This is a genomic window from Vibrio sp. D401a (assembly GCF_030248515.1).
GTDB lineage: Bacteria > Pseudomonadota > Gammaproteobacteria > Enterobacterales > Vibrionaceae > Vibrio > Vibrio rotiferianus.
Genome location: NZ_JAHGAI010000010.1, coordinates 96,389 through 122,641, shown reverse-complemented (window position 1 = coordinate 122,641; position 26,253 = coordinate 96,389). Strand labels below are relative to the sequence as shown.

Annotated in this window: 22 protein-coding genes and 1 other RNA gene; 11 read left to right on the top strand and 12 right to left on the bottom strand. The window is 45.3% G+C overall.

Going from position 1 to position 26,253, the window contains the following annotated elements:
• Nucleotides 1-21 precede the first annotated feature (21 nt).
• Both KIV41_RS06495 and KIV41_RS06490 read left to right on the top strand, forming a co-directional pair.
• Nucleotides 22-1,716, top strand: a complete 1,695-nt coding sequence (locus KIV41_RS06495) for a chitinase (RefSeq protein ID WP_285335931.1) — start codon at nt 22-24, stop codon at nt 1,714-1,716.
• Nucleotides 1,717-1,898: 182 nt separating this feature from the next.
• Nucleotides 1,899-2,492 carry a GPR1/FUN34/YaaH family transporter gene (locus KIV41_RS06490; protein ID WP_010446201.1) on the top strand — a complete coding sequence of 198 codons (594 nt, stop codon included), beginning with the start codon at nt 1,899-1,901 and terminating at the stop codon, nt 2,490-2,492.
• 128 nt (nt 2,493-2,620) lie between these two features.
• Here KIV41_RS06490 and KIV41_RS06485 read toward each other — a convergent pair whose 3' ends face one another.
• Complete coding sequence (locus tag KIV41_RS06485; RefSeq protein WP_010446203.1) at nt 2,621-4,168, bottom strand: sodium:alanine symporter family protein; 1,548 nt, start codon at nt 4,166-4,168, stop codon at nt 2,621-2,623.
• Between the two features lie 307 nt (nt 4,169-4,475).
• On the bottom strand, nt 4,476-5,732 hold the full coding sequence (locus KIV41_RS06480) for a D-amino acid dehydrogenase (RefSeq protein ID WP_285335930.1): 1,257 nt from the start codon (nt 5,730-5,732) through the stop codon (nt 4,476-4,478).
• A 106-nt stretch (nt 5,733-5,838) separates the two neighbouring features.
• On the opposite strand from KIV41_RS06480, the gene KIV41_RS06475 reads away from it, so the two are divergent.
• The 7 genes from KIV41_RS06475 to KIV41_RS06445 all read left to right on the top strand — a co-directional run bounded on the left by KIV41_RS06475 (nt 5,839) and on the right by KIV41_RS06445 (nt 14,607).
• Nucleotides 5,839-6,735: a LysR substrate-binding domain-containing protein gene (locus KIV41_RS06475; protein ID WP_285335929.1), complete on the top strand. Its 897-nt coding sequence runs from the start codon at nt 5,839-5,841 to the stop codon at nt 6,733-6,735.
• A 215-nt stretch (nt 6,736-6,950) separates the two neighbouring features.
• The gene (locus KIV41_RS06470) at nt 6,951-8,900 is read left to right on the top strand and encodes a methyl-accepting chemotaxis protein (protein ID WP_285335928.1); all 1,950 of its coding nucleotides are present in this window, start codon (nt 6,951-6,953) and stop codon (nt 8,898-8,900) included.
• 188 nt (nt 8,901-9,088) lie between these two features.
• On the top strand, nt 9,089-9,655 hold the full coding sequence (locus tag KIV41_RS06465; RefSeq protein WP_285335927.1) for a DUF6795 domain-containing protein: 567 nt from the start codon (nt 9,089-9,091) through the stop codon (nt 9,653-9,655).
• A 2-nt stretch (nt 9,656-9,657) separates the two neighbouring features.
• Nucleotides 9,658-10,794, top strand: a complete 1,137-nt coding sequence (locus tag KIV41_RS06460; protein WP_285335926.1) for a lipase family protein — start codon at nt 9,658-9,660, stop codon at nt 10,792-10,794.
• Between the two features lie 178 nt (nt 10,795-10,972).
• A complete protein-coding gene (locus KIV41_RS06455; protein WP_285335925.1) occupies nt 10,973-12,241 on the top strand; it encodes an O-acetylhomoserine aminocarboxypropyltransferase/cysteine synthase family protein in 1,269 nt (422 codons plus the stop codon).
• A gap of 207 nt (nt 12,242-12,448) precedes the next feature.
• Nucleotides 12,449-13,780 carry an aspartate aminotransferase family protein gene (locus tag KIV41_RS06450; RefSeq protein WP_285335924.1) on the top strand — a complete coding sequence of 444 codons (1,332 nt, stop codon included), beginning with the start codon at nt 12,449-12,451 and terminating at the stop codon, nt 13,778-13,780.
• A complete protein-coding gene (locus KIV41_RS06445; RefSeq protein WP_285335923.1) occupies nt 13,771-14,607 on the top strand; it encodes a 3-keto-5-aminohexanoate cleavage protein in 837 nt (278 codons plus the stop codon). Before KIV41_RS06450 ends, KIV41_RS06445 begins: the two co-directional genes overlap by 10 nt.
• Nucleotides 14,608-14,656: 49 nt before the next feature.
• On the opposite strand, the gene KIV41_RS06440 is transcribed toward KIV41_RS06445, so the two are convergent.
• The 6 genes from KIV41_RS06440 to smpB form a co-directional block, all read right to left on the bottom strand.
• A complete protein-coding gene (locus tag KIV41_RS06440; RefSeq protein ID WP_045415715.1) occupies nt 14,657-16,024 on the bottom strand; it encodes a Na+/H+ antiporter NhaC family protein in 1,368 nt (455 codons plus the stop codon).
• A 179-nt stretch (nt 16,025-16,203) separates the two neighbouring features.
• Nucleotides 16,204-16,779 carry a DedA family protein gene (locus KIV41_RS06435; protein WP_005447665.1) on the bottom strand — a complete coding sequence of 192 codons (576 nt, stop codon included), beginning with the start codon at nt 16,777-16,779 and terminating at the stop codon, nt 16,204-16,206.
• Nucleotides 16,780-16,924: 145 nt separating this feature from the next.
• Nucleotides 16,925-18,967 carry an FUSC family protein gene (locus tag KIV41_RS06430; protein WP_285335922.1) on the bottom strand — a complete coding sequence of 681 codons (2,043 nt, stop codon included), beginning with the start codon at nt 18,965-18,967 and terminating at the stop codon, nt 16,925-16,927.
• 99 nt (nt 18,968-19,066) lie between these two features.
• Complete coding sequence (locus KIV41_RS06425; RefSeq protein ID WP_285335921.1) at nt 19,067-19,960, bottom strand: LysR family transcriptional regulator; 894 nt, start codon at nt 19,958-19,960, stop codon at nt 19,067-19,069.
• A 124-nt stretch (nt 19,961-20,084) separates the two neighbouring features.
• Nucleotides 20,085-20,452: a transfer-messenger RNA gene (gene ssrA, locus KIV41_RS06420) on the bottom strand.
• 68 nt (nt 20,453-20,520) lie between these two features.
• Nucleotides 20,521-21,006, bottom strand: coding sequence for an SsrA-binding protein SmpB (smpB, locus tag KIV41_RS06415; RefSeq protein ID WP_005440253.1), 486 nt, complete (start codon nt 21,004-21,006; stop codon nt 20,521-20,523).
• A gap of 118 nt (nt 21,007-21,124) precedes the next feature.
• Between smpB and KIV41_RS06410 the strand changes: the two genes are divergently transcribed.
• Entirely contained in the window at nt 21,125-21,568 is a 444-nt protein-coding gene (locus KIV41_RS06410; RefSeq protein WP_010446232.1) for an SRPBCC family protein, read from the top strand.
• Nucleotides 21,558-21,914 carry an RnfH family protein gene (locus KIV41_RS06405; RefSeq protein WP_010446234.1) on the top strand — a complete coding sequence of 119 codons (357 nt, stop codon included), beginning with the start codon at nt 21,558-21,560 and terminating at the stop codon, nt 21,912-21,914. Before KIV41_RS06410 ends, KIV41_RS06405 begins: the two co-directional genes overlap by 11 nt.
• Before the next feature lie 60 nt (nt 21,915-21,974).
• Here KIV41_RS06405 and bamE read toward each other — a convergent pair whose 3' ends face one another.
• The 4 genes from bamE to KIV41_RS06385 form a co-directional block, all read right to left on the bottom strand.
• Nucleotides 21,975-22,334: an outer membrane protein assembly factor BamE gene (gene bamE, locus KIV41_RS06400; protein WP_005391468.1), complete on the bottom strand. Its 360-nt coding sequence runs from the start codon at nt 22,332-22,334 to the stop codon at nt 21,975-21,977.
• A 246-nt stretch (nt 22,335-22,580) separates the two neighbouring features.
• Nucleotides 22,581-23,063: a GNAT family N-acetyltransferase gene (locus KIV41_RS06395; protein ID WP_285335920.1), complete on the bottom strand. Its 483-nt coding sequence runs from the start codon at nt 23,061-23,063 to the stop codon at nt 22,581-22,583.
• Between the two features lie 21 nt (nt 23,064-23,084).
• A complete protein-coding gene (recN, locus tag KIV41_RS06390) occupies nt 23,085-24,749 on the bottom strand; it encodes a DNA repair protein RecN (RefSeq protein WP_010446249.1) in 1,665 nt (554 codons plus the stop codon).
• Between the two features lie 168 nt (nt 24,750-24,917).
• Nucleotides 24,918-26,099, bottom strand: a complete 1,182-nt coding sequence (locus KIV41_RS06385; protein ID WP_285335919.1) for a DUF3103 domain-containing protein — start codon at nt 26,097-26,099, stop codon at nt 24,918-24,920.
• Nucleotides 26,100-26,253 lie beyond the last annotated feature (154 nt).

Sequence of the window (26,253 nt, the reverse complement as noted above, 5' to 3'; positions counted from 1 at the left end):
TGTTAAATACGGAGATTAGACATGTTTGCACTCAAACATCTGCCTCTTGCATTAAGCTGTGTGCTCGCGGCACAAGCTCATGCCAGTATGAATATCCAACCTGATCCTCAAAACCCGAATGGCTACGTGATCGCTCGTGGTGACATTCAAGCGGTTGAGCAAAGCAAAACATCTGACCCAATGTATGCCATCTGGGCACAGGCGTTAGAGACTCGTCCGAACAGCGTTGTAGAAGCTATCGTACCGGGCGCAGCAGGTAACCCAGAAAACGTTAAACGTGTTGAACGTGTATTCCCCGAAAGTGAGTGGGACTTCCTAACGCAAATGGCTGCGCCTGAATACACTTATACTCGTTTCCTGCGCGCGATTGGTAAGTTCCCTGCATTCTGTGGTGAGTACACAGACGGGCGTGATTCAGATGCAATCTGTAAGAAATCCATCGTGACAGCATTTGCGCACTTTGCTCAGGAAACCGGTGGCCACATTGCGGTTGATAACGTATCGGACAACCCGCTCGCGCTAGAAGAGTGGCAGCAGGCACTTGTTCACGTACGTGAAATGGGGTGGTCTGAAGGTCAAGAAGGCTACACAACAGGCTGTGGTCAAAACGATTGGCAAAATAAGCGTTGGCCTTGCGAGCCTGGTCAGGGGTATTTTGGTCGTGGTGCAAAACAGCTTTCTTACCACTTTAACTACGGCGCGTTCTCTGAAGTGATGTTTGATGGTGATGCATCGGTATTGTTGAAAAATCCGGGCTTAGTAGCAGACTCTTGGTTGAACTTAGCTTCTGCAATTTGGTTCTTCTTAACCCCTCAAGCGCCCAAGCCAGCGATGCTGCACGTAATTGATCGTACTTGGGTGCCATCGCAACGTGAAACTGATGCGGGCATTGGTTACGGCTTTGGTACCACGATTAACGTCATCAACGGTGGTATCGAATGTGGTGAGCAAAACAAAGACAAAGGTCAGCCAGTTAACCGTATTCGTTACTGGGAAGGTCTCGCAGCGCACTATCAAATTCCTATCGAAACCGATGAGACCAATACCTGCTGGCAGCAAACGCCTTACGGTAGCCTAAATTTAAATGGCGCGACGGACGTGCTATACACCAACTGGGATGGTAACTGGAAGTACTACTCAGATCGTCCAGGTGGCCATTCATTTGAGTGTGAATTGGTAGGGTTCCAAACTGCGTATTCGGCACTGGTAGCAGGAGATTATGAGAAATGTGTTACCAACTTCTATCAATCCCATGCTGGCTGGCCAGAAGTGCGCATTGTCGACAAATTAGACCCAGTTGATCCGGTGGATCCACCAGTGGATGGCGTTGCTGCTTGGGATTCAAGCAAGGTATACAACACGGGTGATCAAGTCTCTTACCAAGGTGCAGTGTATGAAGCGAAATGGTGGTCACAAGGTAATGAACCAACCAAAGGTGACCCTTGGAAGCTAGTTTCGGGTACGCCAACCGAGCCACCAACGATAGAGCCGCCTGTGACAGAGCCACCAGTAACTGAGCCTCCAGTAACCGAACCACCGGTGACGGAGCCTCCTGTATCGGGTGACTTTATCGCATGGGAACCGGGTTTCACTCAAGTTGCCAATGGCGACAAAGTGACTTATCAAGGTAAGTGTTTTATTGCGAAAAATGGCCCGGGAGTATGGGAAACACCAACACAGAGCAATTGGTTCTGGGATGAGATTTCTTGCCAGTAATTGAACAATAAATAGTCTAACTATCTATAAAGACTCTGCTTTTTAGTAGGGTCTTTTTTTATTCATTTAATTGCTTATTTGTGCAATCTAAGTTTCCAATAACGTCTTTTCTCTTTTGTTTTTTAGTCCATTAAAATTCGCGCGCAATTTTTATCAACATTTTTGAAAACAGGTACGCTTACATGTCTACTAAACTGGCTAACCCAGCGCCGCTAGGCCTAATGGGTTTCGGTATGACCACGATTCTGCTTAACATCCACAACGCAGGATTCTTCCCAATTGACTCAATGATCCTAGCAATGGGTATTTTCTACGGTGGTCTTAGCCAAGTTCTTGTTGGCATGATGTGCTTCAAACGTGGTGATACTTTCGGTACGACTGCATTTACGTCTTACGGTCTGTTCTGGCTAACACTGGTTGGCCTAATCGTAATGCCTTACATGGGTCTTCCTGCAAGCCCAGCACACTTTATGGGTTGGTACCTACTGCTATGGGGTATCTTCACAGGCTTCATGTTCATCGGTTCTCTATGTTACCCAGTAGCGAAGCAAGTCGTATTCGGTTCTCTTACTATTCTGTTCTTCCTACTAGCGGCACGTGACTTCACTGGTAGCGAGCTTATCGGTACTATTGCAGGCTTCGAAGGTATCTTCTGTGGCGCAAGCGCAATCTACTTCGCAATGGCTCAAGTACTTAACAATGAGTACGGTCGTACAGTGCTTCCTATCGGCGAAAAGCAAAAGCCACAAATTGCTACGCAAGAAATCGCAGCTTAATCGCTTTGAGTTGAATGCAAAAGAAAAGGGTTAGCCACTGGCTAACCCTTTTTTAATGCCCATTATTTGGACCACTGCTTTTTCTTATATACCTGCCAACCCGTTAGGGGAGGATGCTAAGTGAAGCGTTAGGTAGATGGCTGTTCTACCGTCTCTAACGTATCGCTATCTGCAGTTGGTGCTTTTCCTGTCTTGCGTTTGTACTTCTCTTCCCAGTAATCCGCGCCTTTAATGCCTAACGCTACAGGGTTAAATGTGTACTCGGTAACACCACGTTTTTGTTGTTCTTCATAATCGGCCAGTGCTTTTAGAGCCGGCTTTGACATGAAGAAGATGATCAGAATACCGACGATGTTCAGCCAAGCCATCAAACCTACACCTACGTCACCCATTGCCCATGCAAGATTGGCTGTCTTAACCGTACCGTAGAAAACGGCGGTGATAAGAATGACTTTCAGAACAAACATCAAACCGTTTACTTTGAAAGTACGACGGATGTACGCGATGTTGGTTTCTGCAATGTAGTAGTACGCTAGGATTGTTGTGAAAGCGAAGAAGAACAATGCAACAGCAATGAATGGCTTACCAACACCAGGAAGTGCACTCTCAATCGCCATCTGAGTAAATACAGGGCCATTCGCGCCGATATCTGCTGGTAGGTTTTGTACAAGGAATGTTCCTTCCACCGCACCTTGTACGTTGTACGCACCAGTGATAAGAATCATAAACGCGGTTGCAGAACATACTAGTAGTGTATCAATGTAGATAGAGAACGATTGAACCAGACCTTGTTGTGCTGGGTGATCAACACTTGCCGCCGCCGCTGCATGAGGACCTGTACCTTGGCCTGCTTCGTTAGAGTAAACACCACGTTTTACACCCCAGCCAATCGCAGCACCGATACCTGCCATTGGTGTAAATGCGTCACCAAGGATCATACCAACAATACGTGGGATTTCACCGATGTTAAGCAGGATGATAACGAACGCTGTGATGATGTAAGCCAATGCCATGAAAGGAACGACAATCTGAGTGAAGTTCGCGATGCGTTTTACGCCACCAAAGATGATGAAAGCGAGAATGACACAGACAACCGTACCAGTGAAAATTTTAGCGAAACTGAAGGTACCAATAGCGGTTTCAATCATGTCACCTGAGCCAAATGCTGCTTCTACTGCGTTACCAATACTGTTCGATTGAACACCTGGAAGTAGAACACCACATGCAAAGATGGTTGCGATAGCAAAGATCCATGCGTACCACTTCTGACCCATTGCTTTTTCAATGTAGTAAGCTGGACCGCCGCGGAATTCGCCTTCGTCTTCTTCTTTATAAATTTGTGCTAGTGTTGATTCTGCGTATGCGGTTGCTGCACCAAAGAAGGCAACGACCCACATCCAGAAAACGGCACCCGGACCACCGAAACCGATAGCGGCTGCAACACCGGCAATGTTACCTGTACCTACACGGCCAGATAGTGAAACGGCCAAAGCCTGAAATGATGAAATCCCCTTGGTTGAACTCTTACCATTAAGTAGCAAGCGCCACATTTCAAAGAAGTGACGAATCTGCACAAAGCGCGTCATGATCGAGTAGAACAAACCAGCGCCAAGGCACAAATAAATCAGTACCGGACTCCAGATAATTCCATTCAGAAAATCAACTAATGACTGCATGAGTATTTTCCCTGTTTGTTATGGTTGTGGTTGTTTTTCGTACAACACATTACCCTTTTTTGTAATGTAATTGTTAATCTTTTTAACTAAAAATCCTTTGTAGCGTGATGGTGAACACAGAATGCTTAAATATTGTTAAAAATTGGTTCTTGTTATGTATCTGAGTGGTTTTTATTGGAATTGGCAATGAATTGATTGAATATGCAGCACATTGTCATGAAAATGTGCTGCTAGAGCTGGAAGTTGTATCTTCTGGTTGTTATTCAACTTGTGGAGTAATGTACTGTTTGAAATGGTTTGCAGTTGTTTAAGCGTAACGGCTCAAGCTTAATTCTGAGTGATTTGTTACTTTGGCATTTGTGTTCATCATGACGTCTGCAAGTATCTGCCCTGATCCGCAAGCCATGGTCCAACCGAGCGTTCCATGTCCTGTATTAGTGAACAAATTCTCGTAGGGTGTCGCCCCAATAACTGGTGTGCCATCTGGGGTCATAGGGCGAAAACCGGTCCAAAATTCGGCTTGAGTGAAATCGGCGCTTTGCGGAAACAGATCTCGAATCACCATTTCAATCGTATTTTTGCGATTTTGCGGCAACGAAGGATCAAAGCCAGCAAGTTCTGCGGTTCCCGCGACACGAATGCGGTCATCAAAACGCGTCATTGCGACCTTATAGGTTTCATCCATGACGGTAGAACGAGGCGCAAATTGCTCACATTCAATTGGCACCGTCAGCGAATATCCTTTGACGGGATAGACCGGAATATCGATTTCAAGCTGCTTGAGCAATGCCGTCGAATAACTGCCCGAAGCAAGCACAAACTGGTCAGCTTTAAACAAACCACGGTCCGTTTGGACACCCATGATCTTTTTGCCTACAGTAACCCAATTGCTCACCTCAGTATTGAATTCAAACCTGACACCATGAGCTTTCGCTAGCTCAGTTAACTGCTGACAGAACTGGAAGCAATCTCCGGTTTCGTCATCAGGTAGGTATAACCCACCGACCAGTTTTTCTTTCACTAATGCCAACCCTGGTTCTTGTTTGATGCAGTGCTCGACATCCATTAACTGAAAGCGTGTACCGCTTTGCTCTAACAACTTGAGGTCTTTTTCTATGGCATCGAGCTGCTGTTGAGAGCGAAATACTTGTAAGGTACCTAACTGACGACCTTGGTATTCAATGGCATGATCACGTCTTAGCTGCTCTAGACAGGCTCGGCTATGATTGGCAATAGATAGCATTCTTGCTTTGTTGATCTGATAGCGAGATAAGGTGCAGTTCGATACCATTTGCGTTGCCCAGCGGATAAGCTCTGGGCTGAGAGACGGCTTTATCTTGAGTGGTGCATGCTCTTCAGTGAGCCACTTTATGGCTTTGAGCGGGATACCCGGGGCAGCCCACGGCGAGGAGTAACCGTAAGATATTTGTCCGGCGTTGGCGAAGCTGGTTTCCATAGCACTGCTTGGTTGGCGATCAATCACGGTAACCTGATAACCTGCCTGAGATAAGTACCAAGCTGAGGTCAAACCGATAACACCACTGCCGACTACGATGACTTCCATTGATGCGCTCCACACATTTTCAATGTTGCGCAGTGTGTATTCTTTACCTTTTATTAACAATCGATATAAATTACATCCAGAGTTTAGAAAAACTATAGGCTCAAGGATGAAAAGTAGTGTCGTTAGCGGATTGTGGTTATTCAGCCAAGTGGCAGAACACAGCAGTTTTACAAGTGCAGCAAAGGCATTGCACCTGACGACGGGCGCAATTAGTCAGCAAATCATCCAGTTAGAAGAGCTGCTTGGTTTTACTTTGTTTGAACGCCATTCGCGAGGAATTCGATTGACGCCCAAAGGAATGCAGCTATCTCAATCCACACAATTTCACTTCTCAGAGCTAGGAAAAACGCTTGAAGAGCTACAAGCTGAAAAGCTCCACAATGAAATTCGACTCAAACTGACGCCTTCTTTTGCATTTAAATGGTTGGTTCCACGCCTTGAAAGTTTCCACCTCGAAAATCCCGATCTCCAAGTGCAGATTTTTGCCGAGGGAGCGTTGGTGAATAGCGAGCTAAAAGACTACGACGTTGCGGTAGACTACGGTTCTCACCCCTATCGAGATAAAAGCGCAGAGCGGATTCTCGATGAGCAACTTTTGCCAGTAATGAGCCCAAAATACCTTGAGGATCATGGGTGGCTAAAAGCTCTTAAAGCGTCACCAGAACAATGGCGAGGGGCGACGTTACTGCACGATGCTATGCCGTGGGATAAAGCTCCGCGTGACTACGAATGGCTGTATTGGGCATCAAGTATGGGGCTAGATTTCAAAACGGATTTAGGACACTTCTTCAATCGTACTGATATGGCGATGTCTGCGGCTGAAGCTGGGGTTGGCATTGCAATGGCACGCATGGCGCTGGTGGAAGATGAGCTCGAAACTGGCCGCTTAGTCTCGCCATTTGAACCTGTAGATGCTAACGCTGGTTATTATCTGATTATTAATACAAAAAGCGAGCCAACTGAGCGGTTCCGACACTGGTTGATACAGCAAATTCGGCAATAACTCGAGCCTGTTCACTAAAAGGATTGCCTGTTCACGTCCTGATACATTTAATCTACTTAAATATCAGTAACTTCCTTGATTGTGCTGAGTCAAGCTCCTACCATCCGGCGTGTGTTAAATATCTGTGTAGATTGCTAATGCTTTGATCTGTTTTTGACCTTCCGTGAGAGCAGAGGGTACCGACAGGATTCATTTTTCTGAACATGGAGCCGTATATGAAGTTCAGTACACAAGTCAAAGGTTGGGTGGTTTTCGCGAGTATTGTACCAGTATTGGTCGCTTTGCTTGTCTCTGTTTACTCCTCTACAAATAGTCTTAATACCTTGAATGAAGAGCGTTTGGTCGCACTTCGAGATACCAAACAAGCGCGTCTTGATGAATTGTTTGACCGCTATCAAAACAACACCTCAGCGGTGGCTAAGGTGGTTGCAACGAATATACATCAGCTGTTTAGCGATGACTTTCATCGGTTATTGACTGACTTAAATCGAGAACTAGATTTCTACGACATTTTTATCGTTGATGAAGCTGGTGATGTTATTTATACCGTCGCTCGAGAAGCCGATTATCAAACTAATTTGGTAGCGGGAGCTTACTCGAACTCTGGTCTTGGTGATGTTTACCGTGCCGTTCGGTCTGGCAAGCAATTTGCTGCGGTAGACTTTGCACCCTACGCCCCATCGAATGGTGATCCAGCAGCTTTTCTTGCTGTTCCTCTAAAAGTCGAGGGTAAGCAGTGGATGGTAGCGACTCAGATGTCGATTGATGGTATCAACCAATTGATGAACCTTCGCAGCGGCATGGGAGAATCTGGAGAAACGTACCTTGTTGGTGCCGATTTTAGAATGCGTTCTAACTCATTCCTTGATCCTGTAGGTCGAACGATCCAAGCTTCTTTCGCAGGCACGGTAGCAAACAATGGCGTAGACAGTGACGCAGTCAAACGAGCGTTGGCAGGTGAATCTGGCGTTGAGACAATTATTGATTACAACGGCAATCCGGTCGTGTCAGCCTATTCTCCGATAGATATGTACGGACACCGCTGGGCGTTGCTGTCTGAGATAGATGTGTCAGAAGCGGAGCAACCCATCAAGGAACTGATGACACTGAATGGCATTGTATTATTTCTGGCTATCATTGGCGGCATTGGCGTTGCGCTTATTGTTACCCGTGCAGTAATGAAACCTTTGGGCGGCGAGCCAGAAGAGATGAAACAACTGATGAATCAGTTGGCGCAAGGTGACTTACGACTGAATATATCTCAAGCCGAAGAGGGAAGCTTAAAACAGACGTTGAATACCACGGCGAGTAATTTAACAGTGATGATCAAGGACATCAGTGACGCTTCCTCTCAACTTGCCGCTACGTCTGAAGAGTTGAGTGTGGTCACTGAGCAATCAGAACAAAGCTTACATGTGCAAAATGACGAACTTCAGCAAGCTGTAACAGCCATTCATCAAATGACAACATCTATCACTGAAGTGGCGGGAAGTGCAAGTTCGGTGTCGGTTTCAGCTGCGGACGCGAACCAAGATTGCCAGCAAGAGCTTCAACGAATCGTTCAAACGGTAAACACCGTTTCTGGATTGGTTGAACAGGTTGATGAAGGTAATAGCAATGTTGTGCAACTGGCAGAACAAGTTCGCGAAATCAGTACGTTACTTGATGTGATTCGCGGAGTCGCTGACCAAACCAATTTACTTGCTCTGAACGCTGCGATAGAAGCAGCTCGAGCTGGCGAAAGTGGACGTGGCTTTGCTGTAGTAGCAGAAGAAGTTCGTAACTTAGCGCAGCGCACTCAAGTGTCGACGGAGCAGATTGAAGAGATGGTGCACAAGGTTAATCAACAAGCAGAGCAAACCGAGGCCATCATCGATAACTGTAAGTTAGTGGCAGGACAAACGATGGAGCAAGTACAAGAAACGGGCACCATGATTGAAGCCGTTGTTGGTACTATGGAGCAAATTCATCGCCAAACGACCTCTGTTAGCCAAGCGACAGAAGAGCAGGCAAAGGTCTCTGGTGGCATAGACAGCAGCCTTGTGACTATCCAAGATCTAGCGACCCAAAATGTCTCGGGGGCACACGAAACTTCTGCATCCAGCCGCGAGTTAGCCCGTGTCGCCGTGAACTTAAAAGAAATCGTGGACGATTTTAAAGTCTAACTCTACTAAACCGTCTCTATTGAGGCGGTTTTTGTTTTATGCCGTGTTTAAGAATTAATAAAAACAAATTTCTTAATTACATGATACTTCGAATTGCTTCCCACAAATTGTATTCCGTTTATTAACTTCTCTCACTCCCTCGTTTTTTTCCATATTATCCAAAAAATAATCAATGGATGAGAAAGGCTATGGCTAAAAAAATCTCTCTTATATTAGCCTTAGTTCTATTTTCGATAGGGGCAAGTGCAATGTTTTGGCCGTTTAAAAAATACGATGTGGAAATGTCTCCAGAAGTTCGTGGTGTTATCACGCTTGATGGCGTGCCACAAGCTGGGTTAACGGTTTATCGGGAGGTTTTTTACGAAGGATACAAAAAAGGTAAAATTATTAAAGATGTTGTCCAAACCAATCAGTTTGGTGAATTCTATTTTTCTTCTAGGTTTGTTAAGTCTAGTGCTCCTCAAGATATTTTTGGGCAAAACTTAAAAGTTAGGCAGTTTATTTTTGTTGAGTTTATTAACAATAAATATAAGTTGTGGGGAGCATCAGTACCCCCTAGGAGTAATAAGAAGTTGTTATTAATGCTCAATGATATGAAGTGCGAACTAACAAGTGTCCAATATATACATCAGGTTGATCTATCCCCAGAGGGGCCTCCTATTTCAGTCCACTCTATCTGTGATTGGAAAGCGGACTATATATCCACTTATAGGTATGACGAAAATACGGATAATTATATTAAAGAGAAGGATTAATAATGGCTTCCATTACACCAAACCAAGCTAGTGTTCTATCATCGTTAGCTTATGAAATTAGATATAACCACTCGTACCTTGATATGCCTATTGAACTTGAAAATGATTTTACTTTTTCTGATGTAGCTAAAGGTACAAGTGGGGGCTTTTTCTTCCGTTCTGAAACAGGCTTCGCGTTATTAGGAAAAGGAAAAGGGCAGCGCCATAAAGGTGATCTCATTATTGCTTGTCGAGGGACTGCAGGTTTAGCGGATAAGATTACTGATATAACTGCTCATGGAAAGGGAACTGATACTGGTGAGGTTGTACATGCGGGATTCCAATCTACATTCTTCTCGATGAGAAAAGGGATCACAAAGTTTCTTCATGATAACCCTACTTCTGCAAATGGAACTATACACTGTGTAGGGCATAGCTTAGGTGGTGCTTTAGCGACTTTAACAGCCAATTGGATCTCAGCAAATCCTTCTTTTAAGGGAAAAGTAAAACTGTATACTTTTGGTTCTCCAAGAGTTGGCTTAAGGTCTTTTTCAATCAACGCCTCCCCGAGAATCACAGAGCATTTTCGTTGTGTAAATGGTGCTGACCCAGTTCCTAAGGCTCCAGTATGGCCTTTCTATCACGTTCCTTATGATGGATCAGAATATTTATTAAGTCGTGCGAAAGGTCTAAGCAAGAGTGCACATGATATAGACAATTATATTTTTTTGACTCGCTCTAAAAATTGGAACAGCCTCGGGTTTCAAAAAGCAAACACGATTTTCAAACGAGTCGTTTTGAACTACAACAACCGGATACAAGTAACCAACTCTGCAGATTGGGCTGACAAAATATCTGCAGCAATATTAACTTTGTTGGCTGATAACGCCATGGTTTTAGGTACCTTTGGGCTTCAAAGTATGGGGGCAACAATCTCCACAGTTTATGATGCAGTTGCTCGTTCAATGGTAAAGATCTCAGAGTTAACAGAGGAGAATGCAGAGCGAGTGAAAGGTTTGCTCGGCCATATGTTGATGTTTGCCGGTAAGGGAGCAAACATAGCTATTAAATTTACATTTTCTTTTATACGTTGGGTTTTTAAGCTGGTTATCAATAAGTTGAATCAAGCGGTGAATGCAGCTCTTAAGAGTACTTTTTAGTTTTTTAGAAACCGCCTTATATGAGGCGGCTTTTCTATTGTGTTAGTCATACCTTACATACGTCAACATCGTCTTTCCGAAACCTAACCCCATCGCTGTGACTCAAACAGCTTTTCTTTGCTGAAAAAATCGGCAATATAAAAGAATAACCATTCACTCAATAGTTCAGGGAAGATGCATGAAAGACGAAACACTCTCGATCCATTTTGGCTACGAAACCGACCCAACAACCAAATCTGTCGCGACACCGATTTACCAGACGGTCGCGTATGAGTTTGATAATGCTCAGCATGGTGCCGATCTCTTTAACCTTGAAGTTCCAGGTAACATTTACACCCGCATTATGAACCCAACCAATGACGTGTTGGAAAAACGTATGGCAGCACTAGAAGGTGGTATTGCTGGTTTGGTTGTCAGTGCAGGCAGTGCGGCAATTAACTATGCCATTCTCACGCTCGCGCAAGCCGGCGATAACATCGTTTCTACTCCTCAGCTATACGGCGGCACTTACACTTTATTTGCGCATATGTTGCCGAACCAAGGTATTGAGGTACGTTTTGCCAAGGATGACAAACCTGAAAGTCTCGCGGAGCTTATCGATGAGAATACCAAAGCGGTTTACTGTGAAAGCATTGGTAATCCGGCTGGCAATATCATCGACCTTGAACGTGTTGCTGAGCTGGCTCATGCGCAGGGCGTGCCTGTGATTGTAGACAATACGGTCGCAACTCCTGTGCTATGTAAGCCAATTGAATTTGGTGCAGATATCGTGGTGCATTCATTGACTAAGTACGTAGGTGGTCACGGTACGACATTAGGTGGCATCATCATTGATTCGGGCAAGTTTCCTTGGGCACAGCACAAAGATCGTTTCCCAGTATTTAATCAGCCTGAACCTTCTTACCACGGTGTGGTTTACACCGAGGCATTTGGAGAGGCAGCGTTTATTGGCCGTGCTCGCACCGTTCCTTTGCGTAATACTGGTTCTGCTTTGTCACCGATGAATGCATTTATGTTGATGCAAGGGCTGGAAACGCTGTCGCTGCGTATGGAGAGACACACTGAAAATGCACTCAAAGTTGCGAAATACTTAAGCCAGCACGATAAAGTGAGTTGGGTAAGTTACGCAGGTTTGCCAGATTCTGAGTTCTATCCATTGGCAGAGAAGTACATGCAAGGTAAGCCGTCGGCGATTTTGTCGTTTGGATTAAAAGATGGTTACGAGGCAGGTGTACGTTTTTACGATGCGCTTAAGATATTCAAGCGACTGGTGAACATTGGTGATGCGAAGTCGCTTGCTTGTCATCCTGCATCAACTACACACCGACAGTTGAGCGAGGCGGAGCAAAAGCAAGCGGGCGTCTCTCCAGAGATGATTCGTTTGTCTGTCGGCATTGAACATATCGATGATATTCTGGCTGATTTAGAACAAGCGCTGAACGTGTAATTATACTTTCTAACATAGCTTTGGGTTACCCATAGGCCAGCCTTACCAAAAGCTGGCCTTATTTCTATAACGTACTTATTTATAATGATTTTTGAGTATTTGGGTTGCGGTATTCCAAATGCTCATGATGGTGTACTTTTCTTACCTTGCGTATAAGTCTCATCTTACTGACTATGCTTAGAAAATAGTCACTAGGAAGGGATTCTCATGTCTTACGTGTTTCACCGTCATTGCCACGCCAAATTGCCCACTATCTCCAGAGGGGAAGGGGTTTACCTGTTCGATAATCAAGGCAACCAATACCTCGATGCTTGCGGCGGTGCTGCTGTTTCAAACCTTGGGCATAGCCACCAAGCTGTTAAACAAGCCATGCTCGACCAAATCGAAAAAGTGCCTTTTGCTCATACTGGCTTTTTTACTAGTGAAGTAAGTGAGCAGTTGGCTGAGTTGATTTGCCAGCAAATGCCATCGCAATTCAATCACGTCTACTTAGTCAGTGGGGGCTCTGAAGCGGTTGAATCTGCACTAAAGATGGCAAGGCAATACTTTGTGGAATGTGGCAAACCTGAGAAAAAGCAGTTTATTGCTCGCCAGCAAAGTTATCACGGTAATACGCTTGGTGCGTTGGCTGTTGGTGGTAATGAATGGCGGAGAGAACCTTTCAAACCCATCTTGCACCCAAGCCATCATATTGCACCGTGTTATGCCTATCGTTATCAAAGAGAAGATGAGTCAGAACTCGATTATTCACTGAGAGCTGCCAATGATCTTGAAGCTAAAATTTTAGAACAGGGTGCGGATAACGTCATGGCGTTTGTTGCAGAGCCAATTGTTGGCGCAACAGCGGGCGCAGTGCCTGCCACTCAAGGTTACTTCAAACGAATACGAGAGATTTGCGATCGCTATGATGTGCTGCTGATCATGGATGAGGTGATGTGTGGCGTTGGGCGCAGCGGTAGCTTTTTTGCTTTTGAACAAGAGCAAGCCGTCCCAGATTTAGTCTGTATGGCGAAAGGGTTAGGGGCGGGTTATCAACCTATCGGTGCCGTTGTTGCTAATGACAAAGTTTATCAAGCAATCGCGTCTGGTAGTGGCTTCTTTCAGCATGGACATACCTTTATGGCGCATCCTGTTGCGTGCGCAGCTTCCGTTGCGACCATTCAGACCATTGGTGACCAAAAACTCCTGCAAGCCGTCAATCAACAAGGGGCGATGTTAAAAAGAGAGCTCGAGTCAGCACTTTCAGACTTCCCATATATTGGGGATATTCGTGGTAAAGGGCTGTTTCTTGGCATTGAGCTTGTAGCAGACAAAGTAAGTAAAATCCCGCTGCCTAATTCAACTTTGGCAGACAAAAAGATCAAGCAACAAGCGATGAAAAATGGACTGATGTGCTACCCAATGGCCGGCACGATTGATGGTGTAAATGGGCATCATATCCTTCTTGCACCGCCTTTTATCATCGAACGAAGCCACATTTACGAGCTGGTGGAAAAGCTCACTCGTACACTTAGAGAGGTGTCGCAGAAATGGCAGTGAACTCCCCAACTAAAAGAGCTCGAATCGCGATTATTGTTGCGCCCAATGGGGCGAGAAAAACTAAGCAAGACCATGCTCAATTGCCGATGACTATTGAAGAAATGGTTACCGAGGCGAAAGCATGTCAAACGGCAGGGGCTACCATGATCCATTTGCACGCGAGAGATGCGCAAGGCAGGCATTCTCTAGAGGTTGATGACAATTTAGAAATCTACCACGCGGTGAAAGCTGCGGTTGGGAATTCGATGATTGTTCAGCTCACGACTGAGGCAGTTGGGATGTATTCGCCACAACAGCAAATGGCGCTGGTTAAAGCGGTAAAACCAGAAGCCGCTTCTTTTGCTTTGCGTGAACTGATTTCTGATGAGCAGAGTGAGGAGCAAGGTTTTGTCTTTTTTGATTGGGTCGCTGCTCAGGGCATTCTCAGTCAAATCATTTTGTATGATCAGGCAGACATCGAGCGCTATTTCTCCCTACAAGAGCGAGGCGTTTTACCCAAGCACAACCAACACGCGTTAGTGGTTCTTGGCCGTTATCATGAGTCTCAACAATCTTCGCCATGGGATTTACGGGCACTGCATTTAGAGCGATTTATCGAAGAGAACGTTAGGTGTGCCGTGTGCGCGTTTGGCGCGAGAGAGCAAGACTGCTTAACCCATGCATTGTTAGTGGGATTGGATGTTCGGGTAGGCTTTGAGAACAACCATTTGAGTTCGGATGGTCAACTCGCAAAAAGCAATGCAGAACAAGTTCGGCGATTAAAAGAGATTTGTGAATTGCTCGATGTGCCCCTGCATGATGCGGAGAGTTTTCGAGAATCCATTTAGTCACGGATACAAAAAGGGCTCCAATCGGAGCCCTTCTTCAAATTTAATTTTAACTTTCAGTCTGAGGTACAGGCTGACGTGCTGGGTGCTTGATAAACACCGCCACGATTGCTGCAATTGCAAGTGCGAAACAGTAGTAAGAGTTCGCAACAACTTCTAGTGGAGAAAGGTTAAATACCGAGCCCAACAGCAGAACTTGCGCACCGTATGGCAATACACCTTGGATAACACATGAGAAGATATCCAACAAACTTGCAGAACGACGCGGTGAAACGTTGTTCTCTTCTGCCAGCTGACGAGCCACGCTACCTGATACGATGATGGCAACGGTGTTGTTAGCGGTACAGGTATTTACCATTGATACCAGACCAGCAATACCTAGTTCACTTGCACGGCCATTTGCTTCTTTCGAGTGGTTAGAACCAAACGTACGGATGATGCCACTCACTAGGTTAGTTAGAAACGCGAGACCGCCTTGGCGACGCATAAGCTCACTCAAGCCACCAATCAGCATGGACAGCAAGAAGATCTCTTGCATGTTGCCAAAGCCTGAGTAGATGTCTTGTGCGAAGTTGGTTAGACCGTAATCATCGATAGAAGATAAGCTCACGCCACCCGCTAAAACGATACCAATAGTAAGCACGACAAACACATTCATGCCTGATACAGCAAGGATAAGAATCGTCACATATGGCAGCACCTTCAACCATTCAATAGGACCGGTTTCTGGTACTTGAGTCGCTGTGCTGTTGAAGGCGAAGATCACAAGTGCCACCAGTGCTGCTGGCAGTGCGATACGGATGTTTTCTTTGAATTTGTCCTTCATTTCACAGCCTTGAGAACGGGTTGCCGCAATGGTGGTGTCTGAGATGATCGAAAGGTTATCACCAAACATTGCGCCGCTAAGTACTACACCAGCAGTCAATGGAAGGCTCATACCTGCCGATTGAGCAATACCCAGAGCAACAGGCGCAACTGCAGCGATGGTGCCCATCGAGGTGCCCATTGCCGTCGCGATAAATGCAGAAATCAGGAAGATACCCGGCAAGATCATGCTGGTTGGAATCGCAGAAAGACCAAGGTTAACTGTCGCATCTACGCCGCCAGACGCTTTTGCTACTGCAGCAAAGGCACCAGCAAGCAGGTAGATCATGCACATCGCGATGATGTCTTGATGACCAACGCCACGCATAAAGTGTTCGATAGAGCGATTGAGTTTGTCTTTGCTTAGGATGAGCGCAAGGATCACAGCAGGCAATACCGCGATAGGCGCTGGTAGTTGGTAGAAGGCGAAATCGACGCCTTGCAAGGATAAGTAAGTGCCCACGCCAATAAACAGCGCAAGGAATAGCACTAAAGGTAAAAGTGCGACCGCTGATGGTGCGATTGCTTTATTAGAATTTTTAGAACCAGACATGTGAACGACAACATAATCAACAAATAAGGCGAGCAGACTAATCTGACACCAAAGACTTGTCAACGTCTAGACGTCTAAATGGCTGGTTATTTTTAATCGAAAAGACCAAGAAAAAAGGCTCACATAACATATCTTATTGATACTGTGAGCCTTTGTGGAATTTTACTTGTGTAGAGTATTTATGCTTTTTTTCGTTTGAGGAGCGCGAAGATCATCAGTGAGAACAACAATGCTGCGCTCGACCAAACCACGTAGCGATGATCGGTATAGAACTGGCTGAGAACGCTTAGATGCTCAAACGCAAAGTTAGTGAGCAAACTGAACACGGCAACCCAAATGGTGGTTGCAAGGGCGTTGCCCAATAAGAACTCTTTACGCGACATCTTAGCAATGCCACAAGCAAGCGGCATAAACTGTTTCATTCCTTCAATAAAGCGGCTGACAACCAAGCAAGCAGGACCATACTTCTGAATTGTATTTTGTAGCTTCTGCATTTTAGGGCCAGAAATATAGCCTTTCTTGTCTAACCAACCTTCAAAGTGATAGCCAATCAGGTAGCCGCACGTGTTGCCAAAAAAGCAACTCAACCAAGAGACTATCATCACTAGGCTAAGGTTCATGACATGCTCAGATGAGATGATAGACGCCGCAATCATCAGCGATTGCCCCGGCATCGGAATGCCAATACCTTCAAGAAAGATGCTGACGATAAGGGCGAGATAGCCATATTGCTCAAGCAGCGGCTTCATCGCCATCAGTAAATCATTAATGTGTTCCAAATGCTTTCCTCTAACCAAAGTGGAACGAAGCTGGAGTGATACTCCTGTTAGTTAGCTTGGTCAATCGACGTTGTTCTCAAATAGTCAAATCTGACATTCCGTTGATAATAGTGGTGCGTATTTAGTCTTTTAGGTTACGCCTTACTAAGTCGTGCATTTGTTTAATGGTCATCAATGCTAACCAGATGATCTCTTCGACAGACCGTTGACCAGCTGTTGAGGAGGGGTGATCGGCATCGGTTTTATTGCTCAGCACTGGCAGCTCATGCACGCGATTGTCACGAATCGTACTGATCAACGCATCCATCGCATCATGAATCAGGTGTTCTACTTGCAATGAACCTTGGTAATGGGTGCCCGCTCTCACTAGAGGGATCAGCAAGCAGAGGTAGTGACTCAACAAGCGATAATGGCTCAACATATCTTCATAATAATGCGGATCGGCGCGAGTGTGTCTTGGCTCTTGCTGCATTTCGTTGTAAATCAGTTCAAGATCGCTTTCAGCGGTGAGCATGGCGGCACGTTGCTTAGTGAGCGCCATGTGATCACGTTGCTCTGTATCGACTTGTAACTGCTCATAGCAATACACAAATAAGCTTTTTGAACTATCGAGCGCTTTCAATGCTTGAGTGTGAATTTCTTTGCCTCGCCATTGTGGCCACAATAAGCCATAACCGAGCAAGACAATTGCGCCACCGACGACATTGTCGATCAAGCGCGGAGCGGCAAAGTCGAGCCCTTGGTGTGCCATGGTCTGATAAACAAAAATCAACAGTGCGGTAATACAGCCAATTGCCAGCGAGTAATGGCGCATAATATTGAGCATTGCGATGGGTAATAAGACTGCGATCAACACAAACATGATAGTCGTCGGGACACCAAGGTGAATCAAGGAGGTAGCGAAAAGCACCCCAAGCGCAGTACCTAAACAGCGTTGCCAAGTCTTACTGCGGGTGGCCAAGAAACTCGGCTGAATCACCATCAACATGGAAATTAATACCCAATCCGGGCGAATCAATTCAAAGTATTCGGCAATCCCAGCGCCAAGAGCAAACATCAAACCAACGCGAGTAACGTGGCGCCAAATCGGGTTGCCTCGACTTGGTAAACGAAAAGACAGCTCGAATGGTTGCACCTCAAAGGAGCGTTCATAAGCGGGTTCATTGAGCTCAATACGACGAGAAATATGCTTGACCGCGTATGCCCAGTAGCGAAAGCGAGGTTGGTCTTCTAGCTTCACCGCCTCAATCAAATCATGGGCTTCCTGCTCTAGTGAGCTCAAGTGTTCCATCTCTTCATGCGTGTTATGCAAAAGCTGCTTGGCTTTGTGTCTTAATCTTTGCTGACAGTGTTGGCTCCAAACCAAGAGCAGATCTCGCTTCGGTTTACTGGATTGAAATTGCTTGAGCAGGTCAGGGTTGCTGGTATGGCTGCTCAAGACGACTTCAAATGTATCGAGCGCCAAAAACAAAGCCTGGCGTAGAGAGTTGGCATCTTCATGTTTAGAGCGAAAAGATTCTGATTGCAGCGCTTGTTGGAACAGTTCAATCAACTGATATTTGATGCGTCGTTTCGGAGCATCGTTTTCGCTTCCAAGCAAGAAAGCTTGGCGATATTGAATATAGTCCGCTAGCGTCTCGTAAATCGCAGAAAGACAAACACGCAGCGCGTAATGTTTCCATAAAGCAAACCAAAGCCAACTGAACAGCGAAAAAGTGAGTGGCCCCAACACCAACATAGGATAGAGACCAATTACCGCGCTGGAATTATGTAGCGATAAGCTCACGACCGCGATCAGCAAGCTCGACATGCCAAGACGTCCCCAAAACGGACCATTCACTGCTGTACTGGCCAATACTGCTCCCATCGCGCCGTAAGTCAGCCACAGTGGTAAGCCCATATTCAGCAGGGCATAACTGATGACAAGCGTAATGCTCCACGTGAAAGCGGTAATTGCAAAGCGTGTCCAACGCCTAGGACCGGCAGTGTCTAAACCACTGATCAATGCTGCAGGCATGGTCATTAAAGCCGTCATGGCGAGATTGATTTGGTTGAATAGCACACCCAACCCCATGAACAGAACAATCGCGCTGGTGGCACGCAGACCAAGGTTGACAGAAGGGGAGTACCAGATTTTACGCAGAAAGGCAGGAGATAACGTCATAAACCCTCATTACAATTGGCAACACCTTCAGTGTAACGCGAATATCTTTAGATGTGCTGGCTTCAACCACAGATTGAAAAATTGAAGCGGAGTCGTTATCTAACCGACGCCTTCTCCAAGCCGAGTAAATAGCCAATCATTGAACAGCGATACTTTTCGCGCTGCGAGGCGGTAGTTCGGCACAAATACGTAATAGCCATAATGGCTAAGCATACTCAGTTGTTGGATGTGGTAGACCTCATCTCTCGACATCGCCTGTTGCACCATAAAATCAGGCAGAAGAGCAAGCCCTTTGCCAAGCTTGACCGCTTCATAAGAAAGATAGAAATGCTCATGACCGACGGGGTGATAATGAATCACGCTTTGCAGAGATTGTTCTAGTTTGAACTGCTCCCACAACTGCGGGCGTGTCGTTTGAGGAATAAATGCGAAATCCGTAATGGACTGTTTGTCGTTACATGTTGAAGAACTTGATGAGCCCGTTAGCAGCAGCGTTTCTTGACGCAACAATCGACCATGTTCGTAGTGACTAGAAAGAGGAAGGCAGCGGATGGTGATGTCGCTGTCTACATCTAACTGATTTATTGGACCATCACTGGTGCGAACTTTAACGCGGATTTCAGGGTGGACTTGATGGAATGCATCAATGTTTGGCACCAACCACAAACTGGCGAAAGAAGGCGTGACGTCGACCACCAATAACTCTTGTTCTGTATCGGTTTGAATCAGGCTTGCCGTCGCATGTTGGATGATCTCCAACGCTTCGGTCACCTTGGGTAAGTAACGTTTTCCTTCTTCTGTGAGCTCAATTCCATTGACACCACGCTGAATCAAAGGTAGCCCAACCAGTTGCTCTAACGTCGCAATCTGTTTGCTCACGGCACCTTGAGTCACGCACAAACTCTCTGCCGCTTTAGAAAAACTCAGCTGGTTAGCAACCGCCACAAAGGTTCGAAGTCCACGAATAGAAGGGTATTCACTGCCTTTTAGCATGATCTCATGTCCATTGATGAATGCTTAACCACAGACTAAGAGATTTTGGCTAGGAATCAAAGCGATGAGTTGAGGGGAGATACAAAAAGGGCCAACCCTTTCGAGTTGGCCCTTTCCAAACGTTTGGTGGAGCTGGCGGGAGTTGAACCCGCGTCCGAAAACCTTTCATCATTGGTACTACATGCTTAGTCGATCTTTAAATTCACCACCCACCTGCGAACCGACACGCTAATGAATGACTATCCTGAATTATAATTCGCCGTTCATCTCTCAGGCGGGAGAATCCGGGCTAGCGCGTTTGGGTTTGATCTCTCGTTGGTCCCCGTCTTACGTGCGGAAGCTAGGGCGAGAGAGCTCTGAGCAGGTTATTAAGCTGCTAGTGCGTAGTTTTCGTCGTTTGCGACTATTTTTTTGCGGTTTATTAACGAGGCCTACCGCACCTCGGCATGCACCTCAGACTTCTGAATTCCCGTCGAATCCTAAATCAGCCCCAGAGGTAATATCCGCATAGTAACAGAAAAGCCTAGGCTGTCCAGTACTATGCGTTTAAGTGGTCAAGTTTAGCGCAGTGAGCTCTTCATTACGCGTGCTTTTTCACGAGCCCAATCTTTCTCTTTAAGATCGGTACGTTTATCGTGAAGCTTTTTACCTTTCGCAACACCGATTTTGATTTTCACCCAAGAGCGAGACCAGTACAGTGACAACGCTGCTAGCGTCATACCTTCACGGTTAATGCGACCAAGTAGGTTGTCGAGTTCACGACGACTCATCAGTAATTTGCGTACGCGTGTAGGGTTTGCGACAACGTGTGTAGAGGCTTGGTTAAGAGGAGTGATAGTCATTCCGCTGACAAAAGCCTCTCCGTCACGCATGAAAACGTAGCTTTCAGCGATATTGGCTTTACCTTGGCGAAGTGCTTTTACTTCCCAGCCTTGTAGCTCCAAGCCAGCTTCAATTTCATCGTCAATGAAGTATTCGTGGCGAGCTTTTTTATTAAGCGCGATAGTGTTGCTACCCGCTTTTTGCTTTGATTTTTTCTTTACCATAATGACCTCATTATACGGGTTGGATATGGGTTAGGAAATCCTTTTATTTGCGCTATCGTCGAATAAAAGTAAAATTGGCACAAGCCTTAAACATGTACGCGTATCGATAGGAGTGTGTATGAAGCAAATCAGCCGTTCTGCTTTAGTGTCTTTTAGTGCAGAACAGATGTTCGACTTGGTCAATGATGTTTCTAAGTATCCTGAGTTTCTACCTGGTTGTTCAGGTTCAAGAGTCATTGAGTCTTCGGACGGTGGCATGGTAGCTTCTGTCGATGTAGCAAAAGCAGGCATCAGCAAGACATTCACGACGTCCAATGAGCTTGTTCATGGTCAAGCTATCATGATGAACTTAGTTGATGGCCCATTTAAGACGTTGCGAGGTGGTTGGATTTTTACGGCCTTGGATGAACAGGCATGTAAGGTTGAGCTTAAGCTTGAGTTTGAATTCTCCAGCAAGATGATCGAAATGGCTTTCGGTAAGATTTTTAATGAACTAACCAACAATATGGTTAACGCTTTCACGAAACGTGCGAAACAGGTGTACGAGTGCTATGAGTATTGAGTCGGATATGATCCACGTTGAGGTGGTGTATGCATTGCCTCAAGAGCAGCGAGTGTTCAATTTAGTGGTGAATAACCACGCGACTGTTGAAGAGATCATCCGCCAATCTGGTGTACTTGAGTTGTACTCTGAGATTGACTTGAAAAAGAACAAAGTTGGTGTTTACAGCCGTAATGTTAGATTAGATGCGACGGTTCGCGATAAAGATCGAATCGAGATTTACCGCCCGCTATTGGCAGACCCGAAAGAGATCCGTCGCAAACGTGCTGAGCAAGCAAAGGTCTCCGGTAGCGCGGATCCAGTGACAGGTGGTAAACCAAATGCTTTGCGAAAGGCTGCGGACTAGTTTGATATTGTTAAAAAGAAAAACCTCCCAACTGGGAGGTTTTTCTTTTCATAGAAGATATTATTGGATCTGCTCGTAAAAGGCGTCACTTTTCGGAAAATCGCCACTGATATCCGCGAGTGTTCCTTGATCATTAAAGTTAACGATCAGATCTTTTTGTACAGGGTCACCATGTCCAGGCGTATGATGATAAATGTAATACCATGTGTTTGGATAACCATTTTCAATAAGCATTGGTGACCCAAGAACGAAGCGAACCTGTGCTTTAGTCATCCCAAACTTCAATTTATCTACCGCACTTTGTTCTACATAGTTGCCTTGGTTGATATCAATGCGATAAACCAGTTTCTCCAATACCGAACATCCTGTCAGCAAAGTCATTGCTAATGGTACGGCAACTAACCACTTCTTTAATTGCATAATAATTTCTTAGTAACCTTCAAAATACTGCGCTGATAATAAACAAGCTCGACGCAGATGTAAAAAGCTATGCGTCGTATGGTAGGGAGTCTGACAACGATTTTTGAGTTGAGTTGCATTTATTCACTGATATTGCGCTCCAAATGACGGTTCAATACGCATTAGTGGAATGACCAAAGTCAGATTTAAATTTATAACCTGTGGTTGGGTAAGCGCAGGCACCATGGCGATAATGAACGAGAGTAGTTATTTTGATGTAGCAAATGCGAGTAGAGCATCATCTGCGAAGCGGTAGTATTCTTTTTCACTGACTAGCTCAGCACCAATCGATCGGTAAAACTGTCCTGCTATGGGGTTGTTACTTTCAGCCGTCCAATCCAACCTTTGGCATCCTTGCTCAATTGCCAAGGAGGCGAGATGCCTCATCAACGCAATGCCTACGCCACGTCCTCGGGCGTTGGAAGATACGAATAGATCTTTCAAGTACATTTGACCAGAGAGTTTTGGGCCAGGATACATCGTTGTATAGGACGCAAAACCTAATACGATGCTGTTATCGTAAGCAGCAATAATGTTTACACCAGAGTGTTCAGAGAAGACTTTCTGCTTTAGGTAATTCGTCAGTTCATGCTCTGACGTGGCTTGTTCCTTGAAGTAGTATTGTTCTAACTCAACAAAAATAGGGACGAGTTCCATGCAGTTGGTTTTGCTGATTGCTCTGATATCCATTTCTCATCCCTTGTTGAGCTTTTAAGCAGCGATAAGCAGTTCTTTAGCATTTGCCAATGTGGAATCTGTAATTTGACTACCACCAAGTAGACGAGCTAATTCTGCCACACGTTGCTCTTCATCTAGTGAGCGCATTTGTGTTTCAGTTTGACCACCTTTGGTGTGTTTTGCGACAAACATTTGCTGATGACCACAACCTGCGACTTGAGGTAAGTGGGTGACACACATTACTTGGGTCGACTCTCCTAGTTTGCGCAGCATCTTGCCGACAACAGCTGCTGTTGGACCACTGATACCTACATCCACTTCGTCAAAGATCAAGCTTGGTGTATCGACTTTCTGAGCGGTGATCACTTGGATCGCGAGCGAGATACGTGATAGCTCACCACCCGATGCGACTTTTGCAATAGGTTGCAGTGGTTGACCTGGGTTGGTTGAAACCAAGAAGCAGACGCTGTCCATACCCAATGGCGACGGGTGGGTGTTCTCGTTGTTTACTTCAATGCTGAATACCGCTTTCTCCATGCTTAATTCGTGCATGCTTTGCGTGATTAGCTTGTTCAGCTCTTTTGCGTAACGACTGCGTGATTTGTGCAGTTTTTCCGCTTGAGTTAAGAAGCTGTGGTATTTTTGTTCGACTTCTTGAGCGAGTTCATCCAAGCGTTCATCAGAGCAATCTAATGCTTCAATCTGTGCCAGCAGATCTTGGTGATGTTGGTATAACTCATCAGGCATAACGTGATGCTTACGAGCCATCGACATCACTTTAGAAAAACGTTCTTCAACATAAGCCATGCGACCCGGATCAACATCAATACCGTCAAGGTAGCTGCGAAGTTCGTTTTTGGTCTCTTCTAGCTGGATCATTGCTTCTGCCAGCATGTTTGGTAGCTCTGCTAACTTCTCATCCAGTTCAGCTAATTGAATTAGGGAGTGATTGGCCGATTGCAAAATACCAAGCGCATTGACTTCTTCACCTTCGTAAATAAGTTCGATGGCTTGCTGACAGGTAGCGGCGAGTTCACCACTATTGGATAGTCGTTTGTGCTCTTGTTCGAGCTCTGCGAATTCTTCTTCACCTAGCGATAACTCATTCAGTTCTTTGATTTGGTATTCAAGCAACTGCTTTTGCGCCTGGTTTTGCTGGCTGTTTTCTTTTAGTTGCTTAAGGTTATTGTCGGCTTGACGCCAATTCTGGTAAGCACTGCGTGTACTCTTTAGTAAGTTTAAATGTCCCGCATATTGGTCAAGCATGGCCATTTGGTGCTCGCTTTTCATTAATTGATGATGTGCGTGCTGTCCATGGATATTGATCAACAGTTGCCCAAGAGATTTGAGTTGTGAAAGTGGGACGGGGCTGCCGTTGATGAAGGCTCTTGAGCGGCCTTCTTTGGTGATGATGCGACGCAAAATACATTCACTGCCATCCAGCAGGTCGTTATCTTCTAGCCAACGCGTTGCGTGTAGATTGTTATCCAGTAAAAAGGCTGCGCTGACTTCTGTTTTCTCTTCGCCTTGGCGCACCATACCGGCATCGGCACGTCCACCTAAACAAAGACCTAAAGCATCAATTGCAATAGACTTACCTGCACCTGTTTCACCTGTAATGGTGGTCATGCCCTTTGAAAGCTCGAGCTGTAAAGACTTAACAATCGCAAAATTATTAACACTTAGATGAGCCAGCATTTTTATTTACCTGTATAACTGAACAATACTGTATAAGAAAACAGTATATACTGTTTCTTTATACAGTAAAGTCAGGTGCGGTATTTTTTCTTAAAGAAGCGGCTTTTTGTGATGGAGAGAGGAAAAATAGGCCGCGCAAAATGCAACGACCTATTTAAATTGAAGAAGTTACGGACGAGTTGGGTTAATGGTAAGCGGTTCTAATGTCACCACTGCATTTACTCCCGCGCCAGGATGGTCGACGTAAGATGTGTCTTGCATCAGGGTGTAGTAAACATCAACGAAATCGTCATCATTGGTCAGAACCCCATCAGGAATCGCATCAATGATCTTGTTGGTGATCTGAGGAATGATGGCATATGCCTGTACCTCTGGATCTGGAATTGCTTTTAGTACTTCTTCAGCTACTTGAACGAGCAATTTTGCCAACTGTTTGTAATCCGTTCCGTCATCTTGCTCCATCAGAACAATGTCTGCTGCGCCCCAACGGTAACGAGACCAGTGAATGATGATTTGGTTCGGATAGTAGTCTTTGTTGTCGTAATCCAAATATGGCATCTCAACTAAGTCTAGCGTTGGTTCATCTCGTGTTGGGTTGACGCCAGTTACCAAAGCATAAATTTCAGCTTTGCCTGAAATCCACGGCTCCTGATCATCTGCTAAACGAATTTTTTTGAGTTGAGTAGTTTGGATTGGTTGTGTGTCTGAGGCTTCCGTTTGTGCCTTGCTTTGTAGCACTTTCCCTTCTGCATAAGGTTGAATCATGGCTGCTTGACCAAGCTTTTGCATTTCAGCTTGCATTGCTTGAAGGCCCGCTTTTAGCTCTGCGGTACTGTTGTTGTCAATCACTAATACAGGCACGTCAGGTAGTTCATAGACATTTAACTCGTGAATGTTCCCATATACATCAAATGCTTCGATGTATTGCCACTGCTCATCATCACCACTAGGTTCATAAGCAAATAGCGGACTCATATCACCCGCTTGCCAAGTAGGTAACATGGCATCGTTAGCTAAACGTACTTCAAGTAACTCACTTGAGTATTCAGATACGCCCTTCCAGTTTCTTATTTGCTCGTCAGCTTGAACCAGTTGCTTACTCATTGGAGAAGTCGGGTTTTGTTCAATGAACTTTGAAACAGGAATGTTGGTTTGTAGTGCTGTAATGTCCTTGCGCAACATGGGTTCTAATGCTGCGTAGTTTTGGCTAAGTTCTAGAGCCAACGCTCGTTTGGTATTACTGATATCTTGCGCTTTATCGTTTGAGATACTTGTCACTTGGTTCTCATCAGATTGGCAGCCAACGATCGCTAATGTACTTAGAACAGACAGAATTATTGTTTTTTTCATAGCTCGTCCTTCTTTGATTATTGTTTGTTAGAGTTATTGCTCTATTCACTGCCAGAATATCACTCTGTGGCATATGAGCTATTTTCTTTTATAAAATCGTGTGGTTTTTGCCCAGAGCTTCAAATTTTCTATGGTTTTAGTAACGTGTGCAGGG

Bases quoted from the DNA above. Each gene is read 5' to 3' on its own strand.
- KIV41_RS06490 (WP_010446201.1), top strand. From the start codon at position 1,899: ATGTCTACTAAACTGGCTAACCCAGCGCCGCTAGGCCTAATGGGTTTC.
- KIV41_RS06485 (WP_010446203.1), bottom strand. From the start codon at position 4,168: ATGCAGTCATTAGTTGATTTTCTGAATGGAATTATCTGGAGTCCGGTA.
- KIV41_RS06455 (WP_285335925.1), top strand. From the start codon at position 10,973: ATGAAAGACGAAACACTCTCGATCCATTTTGGCTACGAAACCGACCCA.
- bamE (WP_005391468.1), bottom strand. From the start codon at position 22,334: ATGCAATTAAAGAAGTGGTTAGTTGCCGTACCATTAGCAATGACTTTG.
- smpB (WP_005440253.1), bottom strand. From the start codon at position 21,006: ATGGTAAAGAAAAAATCAAAGCAAAAAGCGGGTAGCAACACTATCGCG.
- KIV41_RS06465 (WP_285335927.1), top strand. From the start codon at position 9,089: ATGGCTAAAAAAATCTCTCTTATATTAGCCTTAGTTCTATTTTCGATA.
- KIV41_RS06495 (WP_285335931.1), top strand. From the start codon at position 22: ATGTTTGCACTCAAACATCTGCCTCTTGCATTAAGCTGTGTGCTCGCG.
- KIV41_RS06430 (WP_285335922.1), bottom strand. From the start codon at position 18,967: ATGACGTTATCTCCTGCCTTTCTGCGTAAAATCTGGTACTCCCCTTCT.
- KIV41_RS06405 (WP_010446234.1), top strand. From the start codon at position 21,558: ATGAGTATTGAGTCGGATATGATCCACGTTGAGGTGGTGTATGCATTG.
- KIV41_RS06435 (WP_005447665.1), bottom strand. From the start codon at position 16,779: ATGGCGATGAAGCCGCTGCTTGAGCAATATGGCTATCTCGCCCTTATC.
- KIV41_RS06450 (WP_285335924.1), top strand. From the start codon at position 12,449: ATGTCTTACGTGTTTCACCGTCATTGCCACGCCAAATTGCCCACTATC.
- KIV41_RS06410 (WP_010446232.1), top strand. From the start codon at position 21,125: ATGAAGCAAATCAGCCGTTCTGCTTTAGTGTCTTTTAGTGCAGAACAG.
- KIV41_RS06395 (WP_285335920.1), bottom strand. From the start codon at position 23,063: ATGGATATCAGAGCAATCAGCAAAACCAACTGCATGGAACTCGTCCCT.
- KIV41_RS06440 (WP_045415715.1), bottom strand. From the start codon at position 16,024: ATGTCTGGTTCTAAAAATTCTAATAAAGCAATCGCACCATCAGCGGTC.
- KIV41_RS06480 (WP_285335930.1), bottom strand. From the start codon at position 5,732: ATGGAAGTCATCGTAGTCGGCAGTGGTGTTATCGGTTTGACCTCAGCT.
- KIV41_RS06475 (WP_285335929.1), top strand. From the start codon at position 5,839: ATGAAAAGTAGTGTCGTTAGCGGATTGTGGTTATTCAGCCAAGTGGCA.
- recN (WP_010446249.1), bottom strand. From the start codon at position 24,749: ATGCTGGCTCATCTAAGTGTTAATAATTTTGCGATTGTTAAGTCTTTA.
- KIV41_RS06425 (WP_285335921.1), bottom strand. From the start codon at position 19,960: ATGCTAAAAGGCAGTGAATACCCTTCTATTCGTGGACTTCGAACCTTT.
- KIV41_RS06460 (WP_285335926.1), top strand. From the start codon at position 9,658: ATGGCTTCCATTACACCAAACCAAGCTAGTGTTCTATCATCGTTAGCT.
- KIV41_RS06445 (WP_285335923.1), top strand. From the start codon at position 13,771: ATGGCAGTGAACTCCCCAACTAAAAGAGCTCGAATCGCGATTATTGTT.
- KIV41_RS06470 (WP_285335928.1), top strand. From the start codon at position 6,951: ATGAAGTTCAGTACACAAGTCAAAGGTTGGGTGGTTTTCGCGAGTATT.
- KIV41_RS06385 (WP_285335919.1), bottom strand. From the start codon at position 26,099: ATGAAAAAAACAATAATTCTGTCTGTTCTAAGTACATTAGCGATCGTT.